This window comes from Streptomyces nigra, assembly GCF_003074055.1.
Classification (GTDB): Bacteria; Actinomycetota; Actinomycetes; order Streptomycetales; family Streptomycetaceae; genus Streptomyces; species Streptomyces nigra.
The window spans coordinates 888,695-905,319 of record NZ_CP029043.1 but is presented as its reverse complement, the minus strand read 5'-3'; the positions used below and the strand labels follow the sequence as shown (position 1 = coordinate 905,319).

At 72.2% G+C, this 16,625-nt stretch carries 12 protein-coding genes and 1 pseudogene; 11 read left to right on the top strand and 2 right to left on the bottom strand.

The window, feature by feature from the left end:
- The first annotated feature begins 28 nt into the window (after positions 1-28).
- Positions 29-1,252, top strand: coding sequence for a glycoside hydrolase family 88 protein (locus DC008_RS04145; RefSeq protein WP_108705768.1), 1,224 nt, complete (start codon positions 29-31; stop codon positions 1,250-1,252).
- A gap of 16 nt (positions 1,253-1,268) precedes the next feature.
- On the opposite strand, the gene DC008_RS04140 is transcribed toward DC008_RS04145, so the two are convergent.
- Positions 1,269-2,546 (bottom strand): alginate lyase family protein, encoded by a 1,278-nt coding sequence (locus tag DC008_RS04140; protein ID WP_108705767.1) that lies wholly within the window; start codon positions 2,544-2,546, stop codon positions 1,269-1,271.
- Between the two features lie 325 nt (positions 2,547-2,871).
- Between DC008_RS04140 and DC008_RS04135 the strand changes: the two genes are divergently transcribed.
- From DC008_RS04135 to DC008_RS04125, 3 genes are all read left to right on the top strand, one after another.
- Entirely contained in the window at positions 2,872-3,234 is a 363-nt protein-coding gene (locus DC008_RS04135; RefSeq protein WP_108705766.1) for a bifunctional 3-phenylpropionate/cinnamic acid dioxygenase ferredoxin subunit, read from the top strand.
- Positions 3,231-4,391, top strand: coding sequence for an NAD(P)/FAD-dependent oxidoreductase (locus DC008_RS04130; protein ID WP_108705765.1), 1,161 nt, complete (start codon positions 3,231-3,233; stop codon positions 4,389-4,391). The genes DC008_RS04135 and DC008_RS04130 overlap by 4 nt, the downstream gene beginning before the upstream one ends.
- Before the next feature lie 64 nt (positions 4,392-4,455).
- Entirely contained in the window at positions 4,456-5,607 is a 1,152-nt protein-coding gene (locus DC008_RS04125) for an aromatic ring-hydroxylating oxygenase subunit alpha (protein WP_108705764.1), read from the top strand.
- Here DC008_RS04125 and DC008_RS04120 read toward each other — a convergent pair.
- Positions 5,579-6,325, bottom strand: a complete 747-nt coding sequence (locus tag DC008_RS04120) for an IclR family transcriptional regulator (protein WP_108705763.1) — start codon at positions 6,323-6,325, stop codon at positions 5,579-5,581. The genes DC008_RS04125 and DC008_RS04120 overlap by 29 nt on opposite strands.
- 170 nt (positions 6,326-6,495) lie before the next feature.
- On the opposite strand from DC008_RS04120, the pseudogene DC008_RS04115 reads away from it, so the two are divergent.
- From DC008_RS04115 to DC008_RS04085, 7 genes and pseudogenes are all read left to right on the top strand, one after another.
- Positions 6,496-7,222: pseudogene (locus DC008_RS04115) on the top strand (GMC oxidoreductase); the annotation flags it as partial.
- Complete coding sequence (locus tag DC008_RS04110; protein WP_108705762.1) at positions 7,219-8,061, top strand: alpha/beta fold hydrolase; 843 nt, start codon at positions 7,219-7,221, stop codon at positions 8,059-8,061. The pseudogene DC008_RS04115 and the gene DC008_RS04110, both read left to right, overlap by 4 nt.
- A gap of 549 nt (positions 8,062-8,610) precedes the next feature.
- Positions 8,611-9,702, top strand: coding sequence for a quaternary amine ABC transporter ATP-binding protein (locus DC008_RS04105; RefSeq protein WP_108705761.1), 1,092 nt, complete (start codon positions 8,611-8,613; stop codon positions 9,700-9,702).
- Positions 9,699-11,699: an ABC transporter permease gene (locus DC008_RS04100; RefSeq protein WP_108705760.1), complete on the top strand. Its 2,001-nt coding sequence runs from the start codon at positions 9,699-9,701 to the stop codon at positions 11,697-11,699. The genes DC008_RS04105 and DC008_RS04100 overlap by 4 nt, the downstream gene beginning before the upstream one ends.
- A 13-nt stretch (positions 11,700-11,712) precedes the next feature.
- Positions 11,713-12,681, top strand: a complete 969-nt coding sequence (locus DC008_RS04095) for an ABC transporter substrate-binding protein (RefSeq protein WP_108705759.1) — start codon at positions 11,713-11,715, stop codon at positions 12,679-12,681.
- Positions 12,682-12,862: 181 nt separating this feature from the next.
- Positions 12,863-15,301: a GcvT family protein gene (locus tag DC008_RS04090; protein WP_108705758.1), complete on the top strand. Its 2,439-nt coding sequence runs from the start codon at positions 12,863-12,865 to the stop codon at positions 15,299-15,301.
- Positions 15,302-15,341: 40 nt separating this feature from the next.
- Positions 15,342-16,613, top strand: a complete 1,272-nt coding sequence (locus DC008_RS04085; protein ID WP_208645808.1) for a sarcosine oxidase subunit beta family protein — start codon at positions 15,342-15,344, stop codon at positions 16,611-16,613.
- Positions 16,614-16,625 lie beyond the last annotated feature (12 nt).

Sequence of the window (16,625 nt, the reverse complement as noted above, 5' to 3'; positions counted from 1 at the left end):
CCCCCACCGAGCAGTTGGAGGAGTCCGCATGAGTCTTTCCCGGCGTACTGTGCTGGCCACGGCGGCCGGAGCCGCGACGGCCGGTGCGTTACCGGCACCGGCCGCGGCCGCGGCGACGACGGCACCCGCATCGGCCCAGCGCACCCTTCGCGAGGCGGCCGACTACGCGGTCGACAAGCTCGCCGCCGTCTCACCCACGGTGACCGCCTTCCCGGTGGGCACCAGATTCGAGAAGTGGGTGTACTCCCAGAACGGCGACTGGGTCGGCGGCTTCTGGCCGGGCACGCTGTGGATGGCGTGGCTGTACAGCGGCGACGACGCGTTCCGCACCCGGGCCCTCGCCTCGGCGCAGAAGCTGGCACCCCGCCAGAACGACACCGGCACCCACGACCTCGGCTTCCTCTTCTATCCGTCCTGGGTGACCGCGTGGCGTCTGACCGGGGACGACGCCTGGCGGGCCGGAGCGTTGAAGGCGGCGGGCACGCTCATCCGCCGGTACAACCCGCGCGGGCGTTTCATCCGGGCCTGGGGCGGCCTCGACGACCCGAACAACGCCGGCCGGGTCATCATCGACACGATGATGAACCTCGACCTGCTGGCGTTCGCGAGCGAGCAGACCGGCGACGAGACCTACCTGGACATCGCCGTCGAGCACGCGAGGACCGCGCGGCGCGTCTTCCCCCGCCCCGACGGCTCCACCCCGCACGTGTACGACTTCGACCCGGCCACCGGCGCCCCGATCGGGCCCGACACGGTCCAGGGCTACAGCCCCACCTCCTGCTGGTCGCGCGGACAGGCGTGGGGCATGTACGGGTTCACCACCATGTACCGCAGGACCGGCGACCGCGACTTCCTCGCCACCGCCCGCGCCCTCGCCGACCACGCCATCGGCGCCCTCACCCCGGACCACATACCGGTGTGGGACTTCCGCGCCCCGCAGCAGCCCCACGACGTCAAGGACGCCTCCGCCGGCGCCGTCATGGCCTGCGCCCTGCTGGACCTGGCCGCCGTCACCGGGAGGCAGCGGTACCGCGAGGTGGCGCTGCGCATCCTCACCGCGCTGGCGGAGACGTGCCTGACGACCTCCTCGGCCCGGGCGGACGCGGTGGTGGCCCGCTGCACCCGCAACCGCCCGGCCGAGGACGGCGTCGAGATCTCCCTCCCGTACGCCGACTACTACCTGCTGGAGGGCATCCTGCGGGTGCTGCGGCCCGCCGACGTCGACCGGGCGATCGACCTCTCCACGGTCTGACCCGCGGGGCCGCCGGTCACCCCGCGATCGAGTCCAGCTGTTCCGCCGCCGGGCGCAGGGCCCACAGATCGCCGCCCGGCGGCTCCTCGAGCAGTGGGACGGCCTGCCGTGCCCGGCGGTCCCCGGCGTCGGCCGCCGCGTGCACGACGTCCGTCGCCGCGAAACGGTGGAACTCCAGCTCCGGATGCGGCCAGGGCGCGGCACCGGTCGCGGCGGGCAGCAGATAGTCCACGGCCTTGAACAGGCTCTGCCCGTCCGGTCCCCGGTACGCCCACAGATCGACGCCGACATGACGGCCGATCGCCGCGAGACGGGTGTAGGCGACCAGGTCGAACGTCGAGTAGTGCCAGCTCCGGGTGCGGGCGAGTTCCTGGGGCTGCCCGCCGTCGGACGCGATCTGCGGCGCGATACGCCGGGGGCCCACGTCCCGCACGGTCCGCCGGGCCAGCTCCCGGTCGCCGGTCGCCGACGCCAGCCCGGCGAGCAGCAGATCGTAGAAGGTGCCGTGGTTGTTGGCGGCCGCGGCCTCCTGCCGGCCGAAGTCGCTGTCCCGGAGCCAGGTCAGGAAGTCGGCGTTCCACTGCCGCATGGCGGCCCGGTCGTCCGCCGTCCAGCCGGGAGCGCCCGTCTCCAGCAGGGCGACCGCGTCGAGGACGGCGGTGTACGACTGGGAGAAGTCGATGATGCCGATGGCGCGGCCGTCGTACCGGCACGGGATGAACTGCGCGTGGTCGAGGTTCGGGTTCATCCTGGTGGCCGGGTCGAGGAACCAGGTGCGCAGGACGCGCGCGGCCTTCTCGGCGTACCGGCGGTCCCCGGTGTAGTACCAGGCCAGGGAGAGGTCGTAGGACGAGTCGAAGGTCTTCTCCACGTCCTGGCGGTCGGTGCCGGAGTCGACCTCGGGATTGCGCTGACCGTCGCGCTGCTCGTACGGGCAGCCCCACGGGTTGTCCGCGGTCGGGGCAGTGGTGGGCCACCAGTAGGGGGCCTGGCTCAGATAGTCGTGGACGTCGCCGCCGGGGGCGGGCCGGGGTTTGTCGACGACCGTCCACGGGCCCTGGTCCAGCCAGGCGTCGGCCCGGACGCGCAACGCCCCCACCGCGCGCCGGAGTTCGGGGTCCCCGTGGTCGAGGCGGACCTTCGTCCGCTGCATGCGGGAGCCGTCCAGGACGACGGTGTGCGGTACGCGGGGCGTGTGCCGCTCCCGCGCGTCGGCCGTCGCGGCCGGGACGGCGCCCGTGGTGAACGCGGCCAGCGCCATCAGCAGGACACCCCATCGGGACGTCGCTCTCATCTCCAGCCTCCGAGTCGCTCAAAGCCATAACGGCCATATACATGAACGCTGTTCAGGAATACGTTCGCATGAGCATGGCATGAAGGGGCCCCCTGCGGAACGGGCCGTGCGGCGGTCCGTCGTGGACGGGCGGTCGCGAGTGTCGTCCCGGCTGGTCGCTCTCGCTGGCGCCGATTCCGTTGTTTTCGCAGGTGGTTCGGGATCTTCGGAGGGTCCGGAGAGGGGCTGGATCGGTGCCCGGTGACTCCTTGACAACGCTTCTGGGCCGCCTCCAGACTGGCGTTGCGTTCACCGCAATCCGTTTCGCTATACGCACCGAGGTGTCATGATGATTCCCGTGTGCCGTCTTGCGGATCTGCCGCGAGGCGAGGTTTTCCGGCTCGATCTCGATCCGCCGGTCTCGGTGTTCCACACCGACGACGGTGAACTCTTCGCCATCGACGACACCTGCACCCATCAGGACGCCTCGCTCGCCGACGGCTGGCTGGAGGGCAGTGCGGTCGAATGCCCGCTGCACGCCTCGGCGTTCGACCTGCGGACCGGGGCGGTCGACGGCCCGCCCGCCCGGCGCCCGGTGCGGACCCACGAGATCGTCGTCGTTGACGGTGTGATCCACGTCCGGCTCTCCACCGCGGCACGCGACCTGCCGCCCTGCGTCACCGTCCGGGTGGCCGGCGGTCCCGCGTGAGGACCGTCGCCGTGGTCGGCGCCTCCCTCGCCGGACTGTCGGCCGCGCGCTCCCTGCGCCGGCGCGGCTACGACGGCCGGCTCGTCCTCGTCGGGGACGAACCCCATCGCCCTTACGACAGGCCCCCGTTGTCCCAGGAGTTCCTCACGGGGACCGTCGACGAGACCGACCTCGCCCTGGAGACGGACGACGAGGACCTGGGCGCCGAATGGCTGCTCGGCACCCGGGCCGTCGCCCTCGACCCCACCACCCGTGCCGTCCGGATCGCCGACGGCCGGGAGATCCGGGCCGACGGCGTGGTCGTCGCCACCGGCGCCGCCGCCCGCACCCTGCCCGGCACCCGGGGTCTGACCGGAGTGCACACCCTGCGCACCCTGGACGACGCCCGTGCCCTGCGAGCCCAACTCACGCCCGGCGTACGGCTGGTGGTGATCGGCGCGGGCTTCGTCGGCGCCGAGGTCGCGTCCACCGCGCACGGCCTCGGACTCGACGTGACCGTCGTGGAGGTGGCCCCCACACCCCTCGCCGGACCGCTCGGCGCGGCCATGGGCGCCGTCGTGTCCGGCCTGCACACGGACCACGGGGTGCGGCTGCTGTGCGGAGTGGGCGTCAAGGGGCTGAGCGGAGAGCGGCGGGTGACCGCCGTCCTGCTCGAGGACGGACGGACCGTCCCGGCCGACGTGGTCGTGGCCGGCGTCGGCGCCCGCCCCTGCGTCGCCTGGCTGACGGGCTCCGGCATCGCCCTGGGGGACGGCGTCACCTGCTCGGCGCACGGGAGTACAAGCCTCCCCGGAGTGGTCGCGGTCGGGGACTGCGCCGACTGGTACGACCCGCGGGCCGGCCGGCACCGCCGCGTCGAGCACTGGACGAGCGCGCGTGAACGCGCCGACACGGCGGTCGCCGCCCTGCCGGCCGAGGGGGCGGCACAACCGGGAGCCCCCAGGCCGCCGTACTTCTGGTCCGACCAGTACGGCGTCCGCATCCAGTTCGCGGGGCACGCCGCCGGTGCCGACAGCGTGACCGTGGAGGAGGGGGGCGCCGAGAGCCGCGACGTCCTCGCCGTGTACCGCCGGGCCGGGCACCCCGTCGCCGCGCTCGGGATGAACCGCCCACGCCTCTTCACCCGCTGGCGCAGGCAGCTCGCCGCCGCCTCCTGACCGGCGCGGCCGCCCCCGCCCCGCGCGTGAACTCACCCTCCCCGACGTCCCCGAGGAGCGCACCGTGACTCCGACCGGCCTGCCGGACAGCCTGATCGCCACCCTCCCCGGCTCCGCCTACACGGACCCCGGCGTCTTCGCCCAGGAGCAGGAGCGCATCTTCGAGGCCATGTGGTGCTGCGTGGCGCGCGCCGCCGACCTGCCCCGGCCCGGCGCCTTCCGCACCGTCGACGTGGGCCGGGAGAGCGTCCTCGTCACCCGGGCCCGCGACCACGGCGTCCGCGCCTACCTCAACGTGTGCCGGCACCGCGGGGCCCGGCTCGTCACGGAGGACGGCGGCGAGGTGCGGCGGGCGTTCAGATGCCCGTACCACGCCTGGACGTACGGACTCGACGGCACGCTCGTCGCGGCCCCCAACCTCAGCAGGATGCCCGACGTCGGGCGCGGCACGTACGGCCTCGCGACCGTGGCCGTCCGTGAATGGCTCGGCTATGTGTGGGTGTGCCTCGCACCGGAACCGCCGTCCTTCGAGGAGGACGTGATCGGAGACGTCGTCACCCGCCTCGGCGACCTCCCGTCCCTGGAGCGCTACGGCATCGAGGAGTTGGCGGTGGGCCGGCGGATCGCCTACGACGTACGGGCGAACTGGAAGCTCATCGTCGAGAACTTCATGGAGTGCTACCACTGCGCCACCATCCACCCCGAACTCACCGAGGTGCTGCCCGAGTTCGCCGACGGCTACGCCGCCCAGTACTACGTCGGCCACGGCGCCGAGTTCGGCGCGGACGTCCGGGGCTTCACCGTCGACGGCTCCGAGGGCCTGGACCGGCTGCCCGGCATCGCCGGGGAACAGGACCGCCGCTACTACGCGATCACCGTCAAACCGCAGGTGTTCATCAACCTGGTCCCCGACCATGTGATCTTCCACCGGATGTACCCGGTCTCCGTCGATCGCACCCTCGTGGAGTGCGACTGGCTGTACCTCCCGCACGTCGTCGACGGCGGCGCGGACGTCAGCCGGTCGGTGGAGCTCTTCGACCGGGTCAATCGGCAGGACTTCGCGGCCTGCGAGCGCACCCAGCCCGGGATGAGCTCCCGCCTCTATGCCCAGGGCGGCGTGCTGGTGCCCAGCGAGCACCACATCGGGGCCTTCCACGCCTGGGTGACGGAACGCCTGACGGAAGGCGTCAGCCCAGGAACCCCATCCGGTGGCTGATCTCCTCGGCGCCCTTGAGCAGCACCGGGGACAGCTCGTGCATCCGCTGCTCGGTGAGCCGGTACGCCGGGCCGGAGGCGCTGAGCGCGGCGATGACGTTGCCGTCGCGGTCGCGCACCGGTGCCGCCATGGCGTGCAGACCGATCTCCAACTCCTCACGCGTGAGCGAGTATCCGCGCTCCCGCACCGCCGCCAGATCCTTCTCCAGCTTCGTCCGGGCCGTGATGGTGTGCGGGGTGACCTTCTTCAGGCCGGCCCGGGCGAGCAGCGCCGCGCGTTCCTCGGCGGGCAGATGCGCGAGCAGGATCTTGCCGCTCGAGGTGGCGTGCAACGGGGTCAGCTGGCCCACCCAGTTGTGCGCGGTGATGGCACCCGGCCCACGCACCTGGTAGAGGTTGATCGCGTAATGCTCCTGCATCACCGCGATGTTGACGGTCTCGCCCAGCTCCTCCGCGAGACGCTCGCAGATCGGGCGGCCCTGCTGGGTGATGTCGATACGGCCCGTGACCGCCCCGGCCAGCCGGACGATGCCGAAGCCGAGCCGGTACTTGCCGCGCTCCCCGGCCTGCTCGACCAGCCCGCGGGACTCCAGCGCGCCAAGGAGCCGGAAGGCGGTGGACTTGTGGACGTCGATCTCGGCGGCGACCTCGCTCACCCCCGCCTCGCCACGCTGCGCGAGGATCTCCATGACAGTGATGGCGCGGTCCACCGACTGCACGCCGCCCGCCTGCGACGTCGGCGTCTCCGGGTCAGGGCTGTAGTTGCTCACAGTGAAACTATACGCGCAGTAAACAACACGGTTACCGGGCGGACATGTCTCGATCGGGTCTCCACGTTGCGCCGTCCGCAACCTGGTGCGTATCACGCGTCGCGTCTGGCATGCCTGGCGACGACGTGAGGAAGCAGGAGGGCTTCGCCGCCTTCGACCGCACCCTGCACCGAGGCCGCCGGCTCTCCGCCTCGAAGGCGTACCTGAGGCCCGCGACGGCGCGGCCCAACCTCACCGTGCGGACCCGCGCCCTGGTCACCCGCGTCCTCTTCGAGGGCGGCCGGGCCGTGGGCGTGGAGTACCGGCGCGGCCCGAGCGGCTTACGGCAGGTCCGCGCCGGCGAGGTGATCCTGTGCGGCGGCGCCATCAACTCCCCGCAACTACTCCACCCTCTCCACCGAACAGGACCGCCGCGAGTGGGTGGAGGCCGTCCGCGTCGCCCGCGACATCCTCGGCCGCCAGGCGCTCGCCCCGTACGACGCGGGCGAGATCTCCCCGGGCCCGGAGGTGGAGACCGACGAGCGGATCCTCGACCGGGTCGCCCGGGAGGGCGAGACGGCCCTGCACCCGTCCTGCACCTGCCGGATGGGCACCGACGACCTGGCCGTCGTCGACCCGGCGAGTCTGCGCGTCCACGGCCTGGACGGACTGCGGGTCGTGGACGCCTCGGTCATGCCGTACGTCACCAACGGCAACGTCCACGCGCCCGTCATGATGATCGCCGAGAAGGCCGCCGACCTGATCCTCGGCAGAGAGCCCCTGGCCCCCGCGAAGGTCGCGTTCCACCGGCACCGCGGCGAGAGTGGAGGGACCGTGTCCACCGACCTCCACCCGGGAGAGGAATGACCACCGGAACCGACTGGCCGCTCACCCACACCTTCACCAGCACGTCCGGCGCCGTCCGCTGGGACCGGCTGGGCCCGCCCGACGGCCCCCCGGTCGTCCTGCTGCACGGCACCCCGTTCTCGTCGTACGTCTGGCGGGGCGTCGCCCGCGCGCTCGCCCGGGACCACCGGGTCCACGTCTGGGACATGCCCGGGTACGGGCGGTCCGAGAAGGCGGCCGGACAGGACGTGTCCCTGGCCGCCCAGGGCCGCGTCCTCGCCGAACTGCTCGCCCACTGGGGCCTGGAGGAACCGCTCGTCGTCGCGCACGACATCGGCGGCGCCGTCGCCCTGCGCGCCCACCTCCTGCACGGCGCCCGCTACCGGGCCCTCGCCCTCGTCGACCCGGTCGCCCTCGCCCCGTGGGGCTCGCCGTTCTTCCGCCTGGTCCGCGAACACGCCGCCGTGTTCGAGCAGTTGCCGCCCGCTCTGCACGGCGCCCTCGTGCGCGCGTACGTCTCCTCCGCCAGCGCCCCCGGGCTGCGCCCCGGCGTCGTCGAACGGCTCGTCGAGCCCTGGCTGGATCCGTCCGGGCAGGCGGCGTTCTACCGGCAGATCGCACAGGCCGACCAGCGCCACACCGACGAGATCCAGAGCCGTTACGGCGACATCGCGATCCCCGTGCTCGTGTGCTGGGGCGAGGAGGACACCTGGATCCCGGTCGCGAAGGGGCGCGAACTGGCCGCGCTCGTGCCCGGCGCGCGGTTCGAGCCGCTGGCGGGTGCGGGACACCTCGTCCAGGAGGACACCCCGGCGGAACTCGTTGCCGCGCTCCTCGGATTCGTCGCACAAGTCCCTTAGTCCACTGGGAAGTTGGGAGCCGTGGCACCGGCGTCCGGGAGTCGCCGCGTTCGGCGCGCGGTGCCGTGGGGAAGGCATGGCATACGCGATCGTCATCCGTCGCCCCCTTGACGCCGGTCGGCCGATTCGCAAAGGTGTTCCACCACAAGCAATCGGGTGCACATTGCGCAACGACTTCTGTCGAAAGGCTCGGCGCGTGGCAGACCTGTTCGTGGACGGCGCGTGGCGGGGCCCGGTGGCCGGAAACCACCGGGCGGTCCGACGCCCCGCCGGGTGCACCCCCACGGCGACGCGAGCCTCTGCCTCACGCGGCGACGGCGGCGCGCGTGCCGAGGCGCCCGGACCGTCCGGGCGGCTGAACCGGCCCCACCGGCCCAACCGGTCCCGCGCCCCACGCCCCCGACGCGGCGACACCGGCCCGTCGGACGCGGACCACGCACCGAGGCCGGCCCGTCCGGACGCCTTCCGCATGCCCCCATCCGCCCGGCAGCACATCCATCACCGGCCGCAGCACCGGATCCGCGGCTGAACGCCGAAACGAGGTCGACCGTGACCACTCACACCGAGGTGCCGCCGCAGCGGCGCGGCCCGTCCGAGGACCCGGACTCCACCCCGGTCGTCTCCGTACGCGGGCTGTGGAAGGTGTTCGGGCCGAAGGCCGACCGGGTGCCGCACTCCGAGGAGCTGCGCGGACTGACCCGCCGTGAACTCATGGACCGCACCGGCTGCACCGCCGCCGTGCGCGACGTCCACTTCGACGTCGCACCCGGCGAGGTCTTCGTCGTCATGGGCCTGTCCGGCTCCGGCAAGTCCACCCTGGTGCGCTGTCTCACCCGGCTGATCGAACCCACCGCGGGAGAGGTCGTCTTCGAGGGCGAGGACATCAGCGGCGCCGACACCGCCCGGCTGCGGGAGCTGCGGCGCCGCAAGTTCTCCATGGTCTTCCAGCACTTCGGGCTGCTGCCGCACCGACGGGTCGTCGACAACGTGGCGTTCGGACTGGAGATCCGCGGCATGAGCCGCGGCGACCGCCTTCGCCGCGCGCAGGAGGTCGTCGAACTCGTCGGGCTCGCAGGCTACGAGAACGCCTACCCCGACCAGCTCTCCGGCGGTATGCAGCAACGCGTCGGCCTGGCACGGGCGTTGGCGGGCGACCCCGACGTCCTCTTCTTCGACGAGCCCTTCTCCGCGCTCGACCCGCTGATCCGCCGCGACATGCAGAGCGAGGTCGTCCGGCTGCACCGCGAGGTCGGCAAGACGATGGTGTTCATCACCCACGACCTGTCCGAGGCGCTCAAGCTCGGCGACCGCATCCTGATCATGCGGGACGGCCGGACGGTCCAGTGCGGCACCGGCGACGCCCTCGTCGGCGCCCCCGCCGACGACTACGTCCGTGAGTTCGTCGAGGACGTGCCACGCGGTGACGTCCTGACCCTGCGCTGGATCATGCGCCCGCCCCAGGACGGTGACGCGCTCGACGGCCCGGAGCTGGGCCCGGACGTCGTGGTGCGCGAGGCCACCCGGGCGGTGCTGGCCGCCGACCGGCCCGTCAAGGTCGTCCGGGACGGCGAACTCCTCGGCATCGTCGGCGACGAGGAGATCCTCGCCGTCGTCGCCGGAGGGGACGGCGGCACCCGATGACCGTCGCCGTGGAGAGACCCGAGGAGACCGGCACCGACGCACCCGGCCCCCCGCCCCGGACCGCGCGCAGGCCCGGCCGTCCCCTCGTCATGGCCGCGATCCTCGTGCTCTGGCTGCTGCTCTTCGCCGTCCTGCGCGGCCGGCACACCCTGTCCCTGGCGGCCGCCGACCTCACCGATCTGCACCGCTGGTTCAACGACGTCAACGACTCGATCGGCGCGGACCGCAACTCCGACCCGCTGTTCCTGTACTTCTTCAACGAGATCCGGCTCGTCGTCGACACCCTGGTCACCTTCGTCCAGGAGCTGATCTCCCAGTCGGGGGCCGGCCGTCCCGTGCCGCAGATCGGCTGGCTGGGGGTCGTCGGCCTCGCCGGATACGTCTCCTGGGCCGTCGGCCACTGGAAGGTCGCGCTGCTCGCCGTGGCCGGTTTCACCTTCCTCGGCCTCCAGGGGCTGTGGCAGGAGAGCATGGACACCCTGGCGCTGACACTCTCCGCCGTACTCGTGGCCCTGCTCCTCGCGATCCCGCTCGGGGTGTGGGCGGGCCTGTCCGACCGGGTCCACCGGATCGTGACGCCGTTCCTCGACTTCATGCAGACGATGCCGACCTTCGTCTACCTCGCCCCGCTCACCCTGTTCTTCCTCATCGGCCCGGCCTCCGCGACCATCGCGACCCTCATCTACGCGGCGCCGCCCGCCATCCGCCTCACCGCGCACGCCATCCGCTCCGTGCCGACCACCACCGTCGAGGCGGCCGACTCGCTGGGCGCCACCCGGCGGCAGACCCTGACGAAGGTGCTCCTGCCGATGTCCGCGCGGACCGTCGTCATGGGCGTCAACCAGACCATCATGGCCGCCCTCGCCATGGTGACCGTCGCCGCCCTGATCGACGCCCCCGGCCTCGGCAAGACCGTCGTCCAGGCCCTCCAGTCGCTCGACGTCGGCACGGCGTTCAACGCGGGCCTCGCCATCGTCGTCATGGCCATCGTGCTGGACCGCGTCACCACCGCCGCGGGCGCCCGCCAGGAGGCCGCCCGCCACGCGCACGGCCGTACGGCCGCCTGGCGGCGCCCCCTGCTCGGCGCGGGCGCGGCCGTCACGGCCGTCCTCGTGTATCTGTCCCACACCTATGTCTGGGCGGCCGAGTTCCCCGGCGAGGGCGGTGTCGGCAGCGCCATCTCGCGGGGCGCGGACACCGTGACCACCTGGGCGCAGGACCACCTCTCCGGACTCACCAACGCCTTCCGCGACGCGCTCACCACCGGCCTGCTCAACCCGTTCCAGACGCTGCTCACCGACTCCCCGTGGTGGCTGGTCGGCGCGGCCCTCATCGCCCTCGGCGCCGTCCTCGGCGGATGGAGCGCCGGCCTCACCACGGCCGTCTGCGTGGGTCTGCTCGTCGGCACCGGACTGTGGTCGGACAGCATGACGACCCTGGCGTCGACCGTCGTCGCCACGGTCCTCGTGATGGTCCTCGGCATCGGCCTCGGCGTGTGGATGGGCCGCAGCGCCCTCGTCGACCGGTTGCTGCGGCCCACCCTCGACGCGGCCCAGGTCTTGCCGCCGTTCGTCTATCTCGTGCCGTTCCTCGCCCTGTTCGGCGCGACCCGCTTCACGGCGATCGTCGCCGCCGTCGTCTACGCGGCACCCGTCGTCGTGAAGATCGTCGCGGACGGGGTGCGGAACGTGCCGGCGGCCACCGTGGAGGCGGCCACCTCCGCCGGGTGCACCACCTGGCAGATCGTCACCAAGGTGCAGCTGCCCATGGCACGGAGCGCCCTGACGCTCGCGACCAACCAGGGCCTGATCTATGTGCTGTCGATGGTCGTGGTGGGCGGTCTGGTGGGCGCGGGAGCCCTCGGCTACGACGTGGTCGCCGGGTTCTCGCAGGGACAGCTGTACGGGAAGGGACTCGCCGCGGGGCTCGCCATCGTCCTGCTCGGCGTCATGTTCGACCGGATCACCCAGGCGGCGGCTCGCCGCACCAGCGCATAAGGAGCACCCCACCATGGCACGACATTGGCGGGCCGGCGCGGCCGGTACGGCCGTCCTCGCCCTCACCCTCACCGCGTGCGGCGGCGCGAAGGTCGGCGACGACTCCGCGGGCTCCGGCGGCTCGTCCGGCTCCGGCTCCTGCGGCACCTTCAACCTCGCGGTCAACCCGTGGGTCGGCTACGAGGCCGACGCGGCCGTCGTCGCGTACGTCGCCGAGCACGACCTCGGCTGCACGGTCCGGCAGAAGGACCTCAAGGAGGAGATCGCCTGGCAGGGCTTCGGGACGGGCGAGGTCGACGCCGTCATCGAGAACTGGGGCCACGACGACCTCAAGAAGAAGTACATCACCGACCAGAAGACCGCCGTCGACGCCGGGCCCACCGGCAACAAGGGGCTCATCGGCTGGTACGTACCGCCGTGGCTGGCGAAGGAGCACCCCGACATCACCGACTGGAAGAACCTGAACAAGTACGCCGACGAGTTCCGCACCTCCGAGTCGGGCGGCAAGGGCCAACTCCTCGACGGCGACCCGTCGTTCGTCACCAACGACGAGGCCCTGGTGAAGAACCTCAAGCTGGACTTCAAGGTCGTGTACGCGGGCAGCGAGACCGCGCTGATCCAGGCCTTCCGCAAGGCGGAGAAGGACAAGGAATGGGTCATCGGCTACTTCTACGAGCCGCAGTGGTTCATGTCCGAGGTGCCCCTCGTCAAGGTGAAGCTGCCGCCCTACACGGACGGCTGTGACGCCGACGCCGAGAAGGTCGCCTGCGACTACCCCGAGTACGAACTGGACAAGATCGTCAGCGCGAAGTTCGCCAAGTCGGGCAGCCCCGCCTACGACCTGGTGAAGAACTTCACCTGGACCAACGACGACCAGAACACCGTCGCCAAGTACATCGCCGTGGACAGGATGAGCCCCGAGGCGGCGGCGAAGAAGTGGGTCGAGGCCAACCGCGACAAGGTGGAGGCCTGGCTCAAGTAGACGCCCCGGGAAGCCCGGTGGCCGCAGCGCGCGACCTGCGCCCGGCCACCGGGCTTCCGTGCTTCCCGGAGCCCTTCCACCACGTCACCCGCGCCCTTGACACCCCCTGGCACGGCGGGCACATTGAGTTGCGCGACCCGAGGCACGTTGCGCACAGAGCAACTCAAGCGGAGGTGCGGCGATGGCGGGACCCCGAGTGGTCATCATCGGAGCGGGAGTCGTCGGAGCGGCCCTCGCCGACGAGATCTCCGCCCGGGGCTGGACCGACGTGACCGTCGTCGACCAGGGCCCCGTCCCCGCCACCGGCGGCTCCTCCTCGCACGCCCCCGGCCTGGTCTTCCAGACCAACCCCTCCAGGACCATGACCCACCTGGCCCGCTGCACCGTCGAGAAACTCACCTCCCTCGACGTCGACGGCGAGCCCTGCTTCCTCCAGGTCGGCGGGCTCGAAGTGGCCACCGGCCCCGAGCGGCTGGCCGAACTGCGGCGCCGGCACGGCTGGGTCACCGCCTGGGGCGTCGAGGCCCGCCTGCTGACCCCCGACGAATGCGTCGCCGCGCACCCGCTCCTCGACCCCGCCCGCGTCCTCGGCGGACTCCTGGTCCCCACCGACGGCCTCGCCCGGGCCGTCCTCGCCGTCGAGGCACAGCTCCGCCGCGCCCGCGCCCGCGGCGTACGCGTCCTCGACCGCCACGAGGTCCTCGGCATCCGCACCGCCGACGGCGAGATCACCGGCGTCCGCACCGACCACGGCGACCTCGACGCGGACATCGTCGTGTGCTGCGCCGGCATCTGGGGCCCCCGCATCGCCCGCATGGCAGGCATGAACCTGCCGCTGACCCCACTCGCCCACCAACTCGCCTGGACCGGACCCGTCCCCGCCCTCGCCGGCCAGAGGGAGGAGGCGGTCCGCCCGATCCTGCGCCACCAGGACGCCGGCCTCTACTACCGCGACCGCTTCGACCGCCTCGGCATCGGCTCCTACGGACACCGCCCGATGCCGGTCCGCGCCGACGACATCCTCCCCGTCGACGCCGCCGGCGGCATGCCGTCCGTCCTCGACTTCACCGAGGACGACTTCGCGCCGGCCTGGACCGAGACCCGCTCCCTGCTGCCCGCCACCCGGGAGGCGAAGGTCGAGGACGGGATCAACGGCCTGTTCTCCTTCACCACCGACAACTTCCCGCTCCTGGGGGAGTCCCCGGACGTCAAGGGCTTCTGGGTCGCCGAGGCCGTCTGGGTCACCCACAGCGCCGGCGTCGGCCGGGCCATGGCCGAATGGCTGGTCGACGGCCACTGCTCCTCGTTCGACCTGCACGAATGCGACGTCAACCGCTTCGAACCGCACCAGCTGGCACCGGAGTACGTCCTGACCCGCGGCTGCCGGAACTTCGTCGAGGTGTACGACATCCTCCACCCCCTCCAGCCGTCCGGGGAGCCGCGCCCGCTGCGCACCAGCCCCTTCCACGTCCGCCAGCGGGAGCACGGCGCGTACTTCCTGGAAGCGGGCGGCTGGGAACGCCCGCAGTGGTACGCGGCCAACGCCCGTCTCCTGGACGGCCGTTCCATCCCCACGCCGGACGACTGGGCGGCCCGCTACTGGTCGCCGATCGTCGGCGCCGAGGCCCAGGCCACCCGCGAGACCGTCGCCCTGTACGACATGACGCCCCTCAAACGCCTGGAGGTCAGCGGCCCCGGCGCCGCCGCCCTCCTGGAACGCCTGTGCACCGGCCGGGTCGCCAAGTCGGTCGGCTCGGTCACCTACACCCTCCTCCTCGACCACGACGGGGGCATCCGCAGCGACATCACCGTCGCCCGGCTCGGCCGCGACCTCTTCCAGGTCGGCGTCAACGGCAGCCTCGACCTCGACTGGATCACCCGCCATCTGCCCGCCGACGGCACCGCACAGGTCCGCGACATCACCCCGGGCACCTGCTGCGTCGGCCTGTGGGGCCCACGCGCCCGCGACATCCTCCAGCCCCTCACCGAGGACGACTTCTCCGACACCGGCCTGAAGTACTTCCGCGCCCGCCGCACCCACATCGGCAGCGTCCCGGTGACGGCGCTACGGCTGTCGTACGTCGGTGAACTCGGCTGGGAGCTCTACACCACCGCCGACCTGGGGCTGCGCCTGTGGGACACCCTGTGGCGGGCCGCCGAACCGGTCGGCGGCATCCTCGCAGGGCGGGGCGCCTTCAACAGCCTCCGCCTCGAGAAGGGCTACCGCTCCTTCGGCACCGACATGACCTTCGAGCACGACCCCTACGAGGCCGGCCTCGGCTTCGCCGTCCGCCCCGACAAGGACGACTTCATCGGCAAGGCCGCGCTGGAGCGTCGGCGGACCGACGTCCGGCGCCGGCTGACCTGCCTCGCCATCGACGACCCCCGGTCCGTCGTGATGGGCAAGGAGCCCGTGTACGACGGCGACCGCGTCGTCGGCTACGTCACCAGCGCCGGGTACGGCTACACGGTCGGCACCGGCGTCGCCTACGCGTGGCTCCCGGCCGAACGCGCCGTCCCCGGAAGGGCCTTGGACATCGGCTGGTTCGGGCGGCGCGTGAAGGCGGTCGTGGCGGAGGAGCCACTGTTCGACCCGGCGATGACCCGGCTCCGGGGATGAACCCACCGTGCCGCGGCCTTCACAGGCGGACGGAGACCCCATGAACGGCTTCGGCACCTCGGAGGCCGACGTCCCGGGCCCCCCGGACCTCCGCGGCCACCCGGACCTCCCCGGCCATCCCGACCGGCTCTGGCGCACCCCCGACCTCAAGAAGTCGTACGACGTGGTGATCGTCGGCGGCGGGGGACACGGCCTGGCCACCGCCCACTACCTGGCCCGCAACCACGGCATCACCGACGTCGCCGTACTGGAGAAGGGCTGGCTCGCGGGCGGCAACATGGCCCGCAACACCACGATCATCCGCTCCAACTACTTGTGGGACGAGAGCGCCGGCATCTACGAACACGCCCTACGGCTCTGGGAGCGACTGGAGCAGGAGCTCGACTACCCCCTGCTGTTCTCCCGGCGAGGTGTACTGAACCTCGCGCACAGCCTCCAGGACGTCCGCGACGGAGTGCGCCGCGTCGAGGCCAACCGTCTCAACGGCGTCGACGCGCAATGGCTCGACCCCGACGGCGTCAAGGAGGTCTGCCCGATCGTCGACACCTCGCCCGACGTACGCCACCCGGTGCTGGGCGCCACCTACCAGCCGCGCGCCGGCATCGCCAAGCACGACCATGTGGCCTGGGGCCTCGCCCGGTCGGCGGACGCGGCGGGCGTCGACATCGTCCAGAACTGCGAGGTCATCGGACTCGACATCACCGGCGGCCGAGTCGTAGCAGTCCGCACGAACCTGGGACCCGTGGCAGCCGGCCGGGTCGCCCTGTGCTCGGCGGGCCACACCTCCGTCCTCGCGGCCATGGCCGGCATCGAACTCCCGCTCCAGAGCCATCCGTTGCAGGCCCTGGTCTCCGAACTCCTCGAGCCGGTCCACCCCACGGTCGTCATGTCCAACGCCGTCCATGTCTACGTCAGCCAGGCCCACAAGGGCGAGCTGGTGATGGGCGCCGGCATCGACGCCTACCCCTCCTACACCCAGCGTGGAGCCTTCCACATCATCGAGGAGCAGATGGCGGCCGCCCTCGAACTCTTCCCCGTGTTCGCCCGCGCCCACGTCCTGCGCACCTGGGGCGGCATCGTCGACGTCAGCCCCGACGCCTCACCCATCGTCGGCCTCACCCCCGTGGACGGCCTCTACCTCAACTGCGGCTGGGGGACCGGCGGTTTCAAGGCGACCCCCGGTGTCGGCTGGGTCTTCGCGCACACCATCGCCCACGACCGGCCGCACGCCCTCAACGCCCCGTTCTCCCTCGACCGTTTCACCACCGGCGCGCTCGTCGACGAACACGGCGCGGCCGCGGTGGCCCACTAGAACCGGCAGCCA

Bases quoted from the DNA above. Each gene is read 5' to 3' on its own strand.
- DC008_RS04090 (WP_108705758.1), top strand. From the start codon at position 12,863: ATGGCGGGACCCCGAGTGGTCATCATCGGAGCGGGAGTCGTCGGAGCG.
- DC008_RS04135 (WP_108705766.1), top strand. From the start codon at position 2,872: ATGATGATTCCCGTGTGCCGTCTTGCGGATCTGCCGCGAGGCGAGGTT.
- DC008_RS04095 (WP_108705759.1), top strand. From the start codon at position 11,713: ATGGCACGACATTGGCGGGCCGGCGCGGCCGGTACGGCCGTCCTCGCC.
- DC008_RS04140 (WP_108705767.1), bottom strand. From the start codon at position 2,546: ATGAGAGCGACGTCCCGATGGGGTGTCCTGCTGATGGCGCTGGCCGCG.
- DC008_RS04110 (WP_108705762.1), top strand. From the start codon at position 7,219: ATGACCACCGGAACCGACTGGCCGCTCACCCACACCTTCACCAGCACG.
- DC008_RS04085 (WP_208645808.1), top strand. From the start codon at position 15,342: ATGAACGGCTTCGGCACCTCGGAGGCCGACGTCCCGGGCCCCCCGGAC.
- DC008_RS04145 (WP_108705768.1), top strand. From the start codon at position 29: ATGAGTCTTTCCCGGCGTACTGTGCTGGCCACGGCGGCCGGAGCCGCG.
- DC008_RS04100 (WP_108705760.1), top strand. From the start codon at position 9,699: ATGACCGTCGCCGTGGAGAGACCCGAGGAGACCGGCACCGACGCACCC.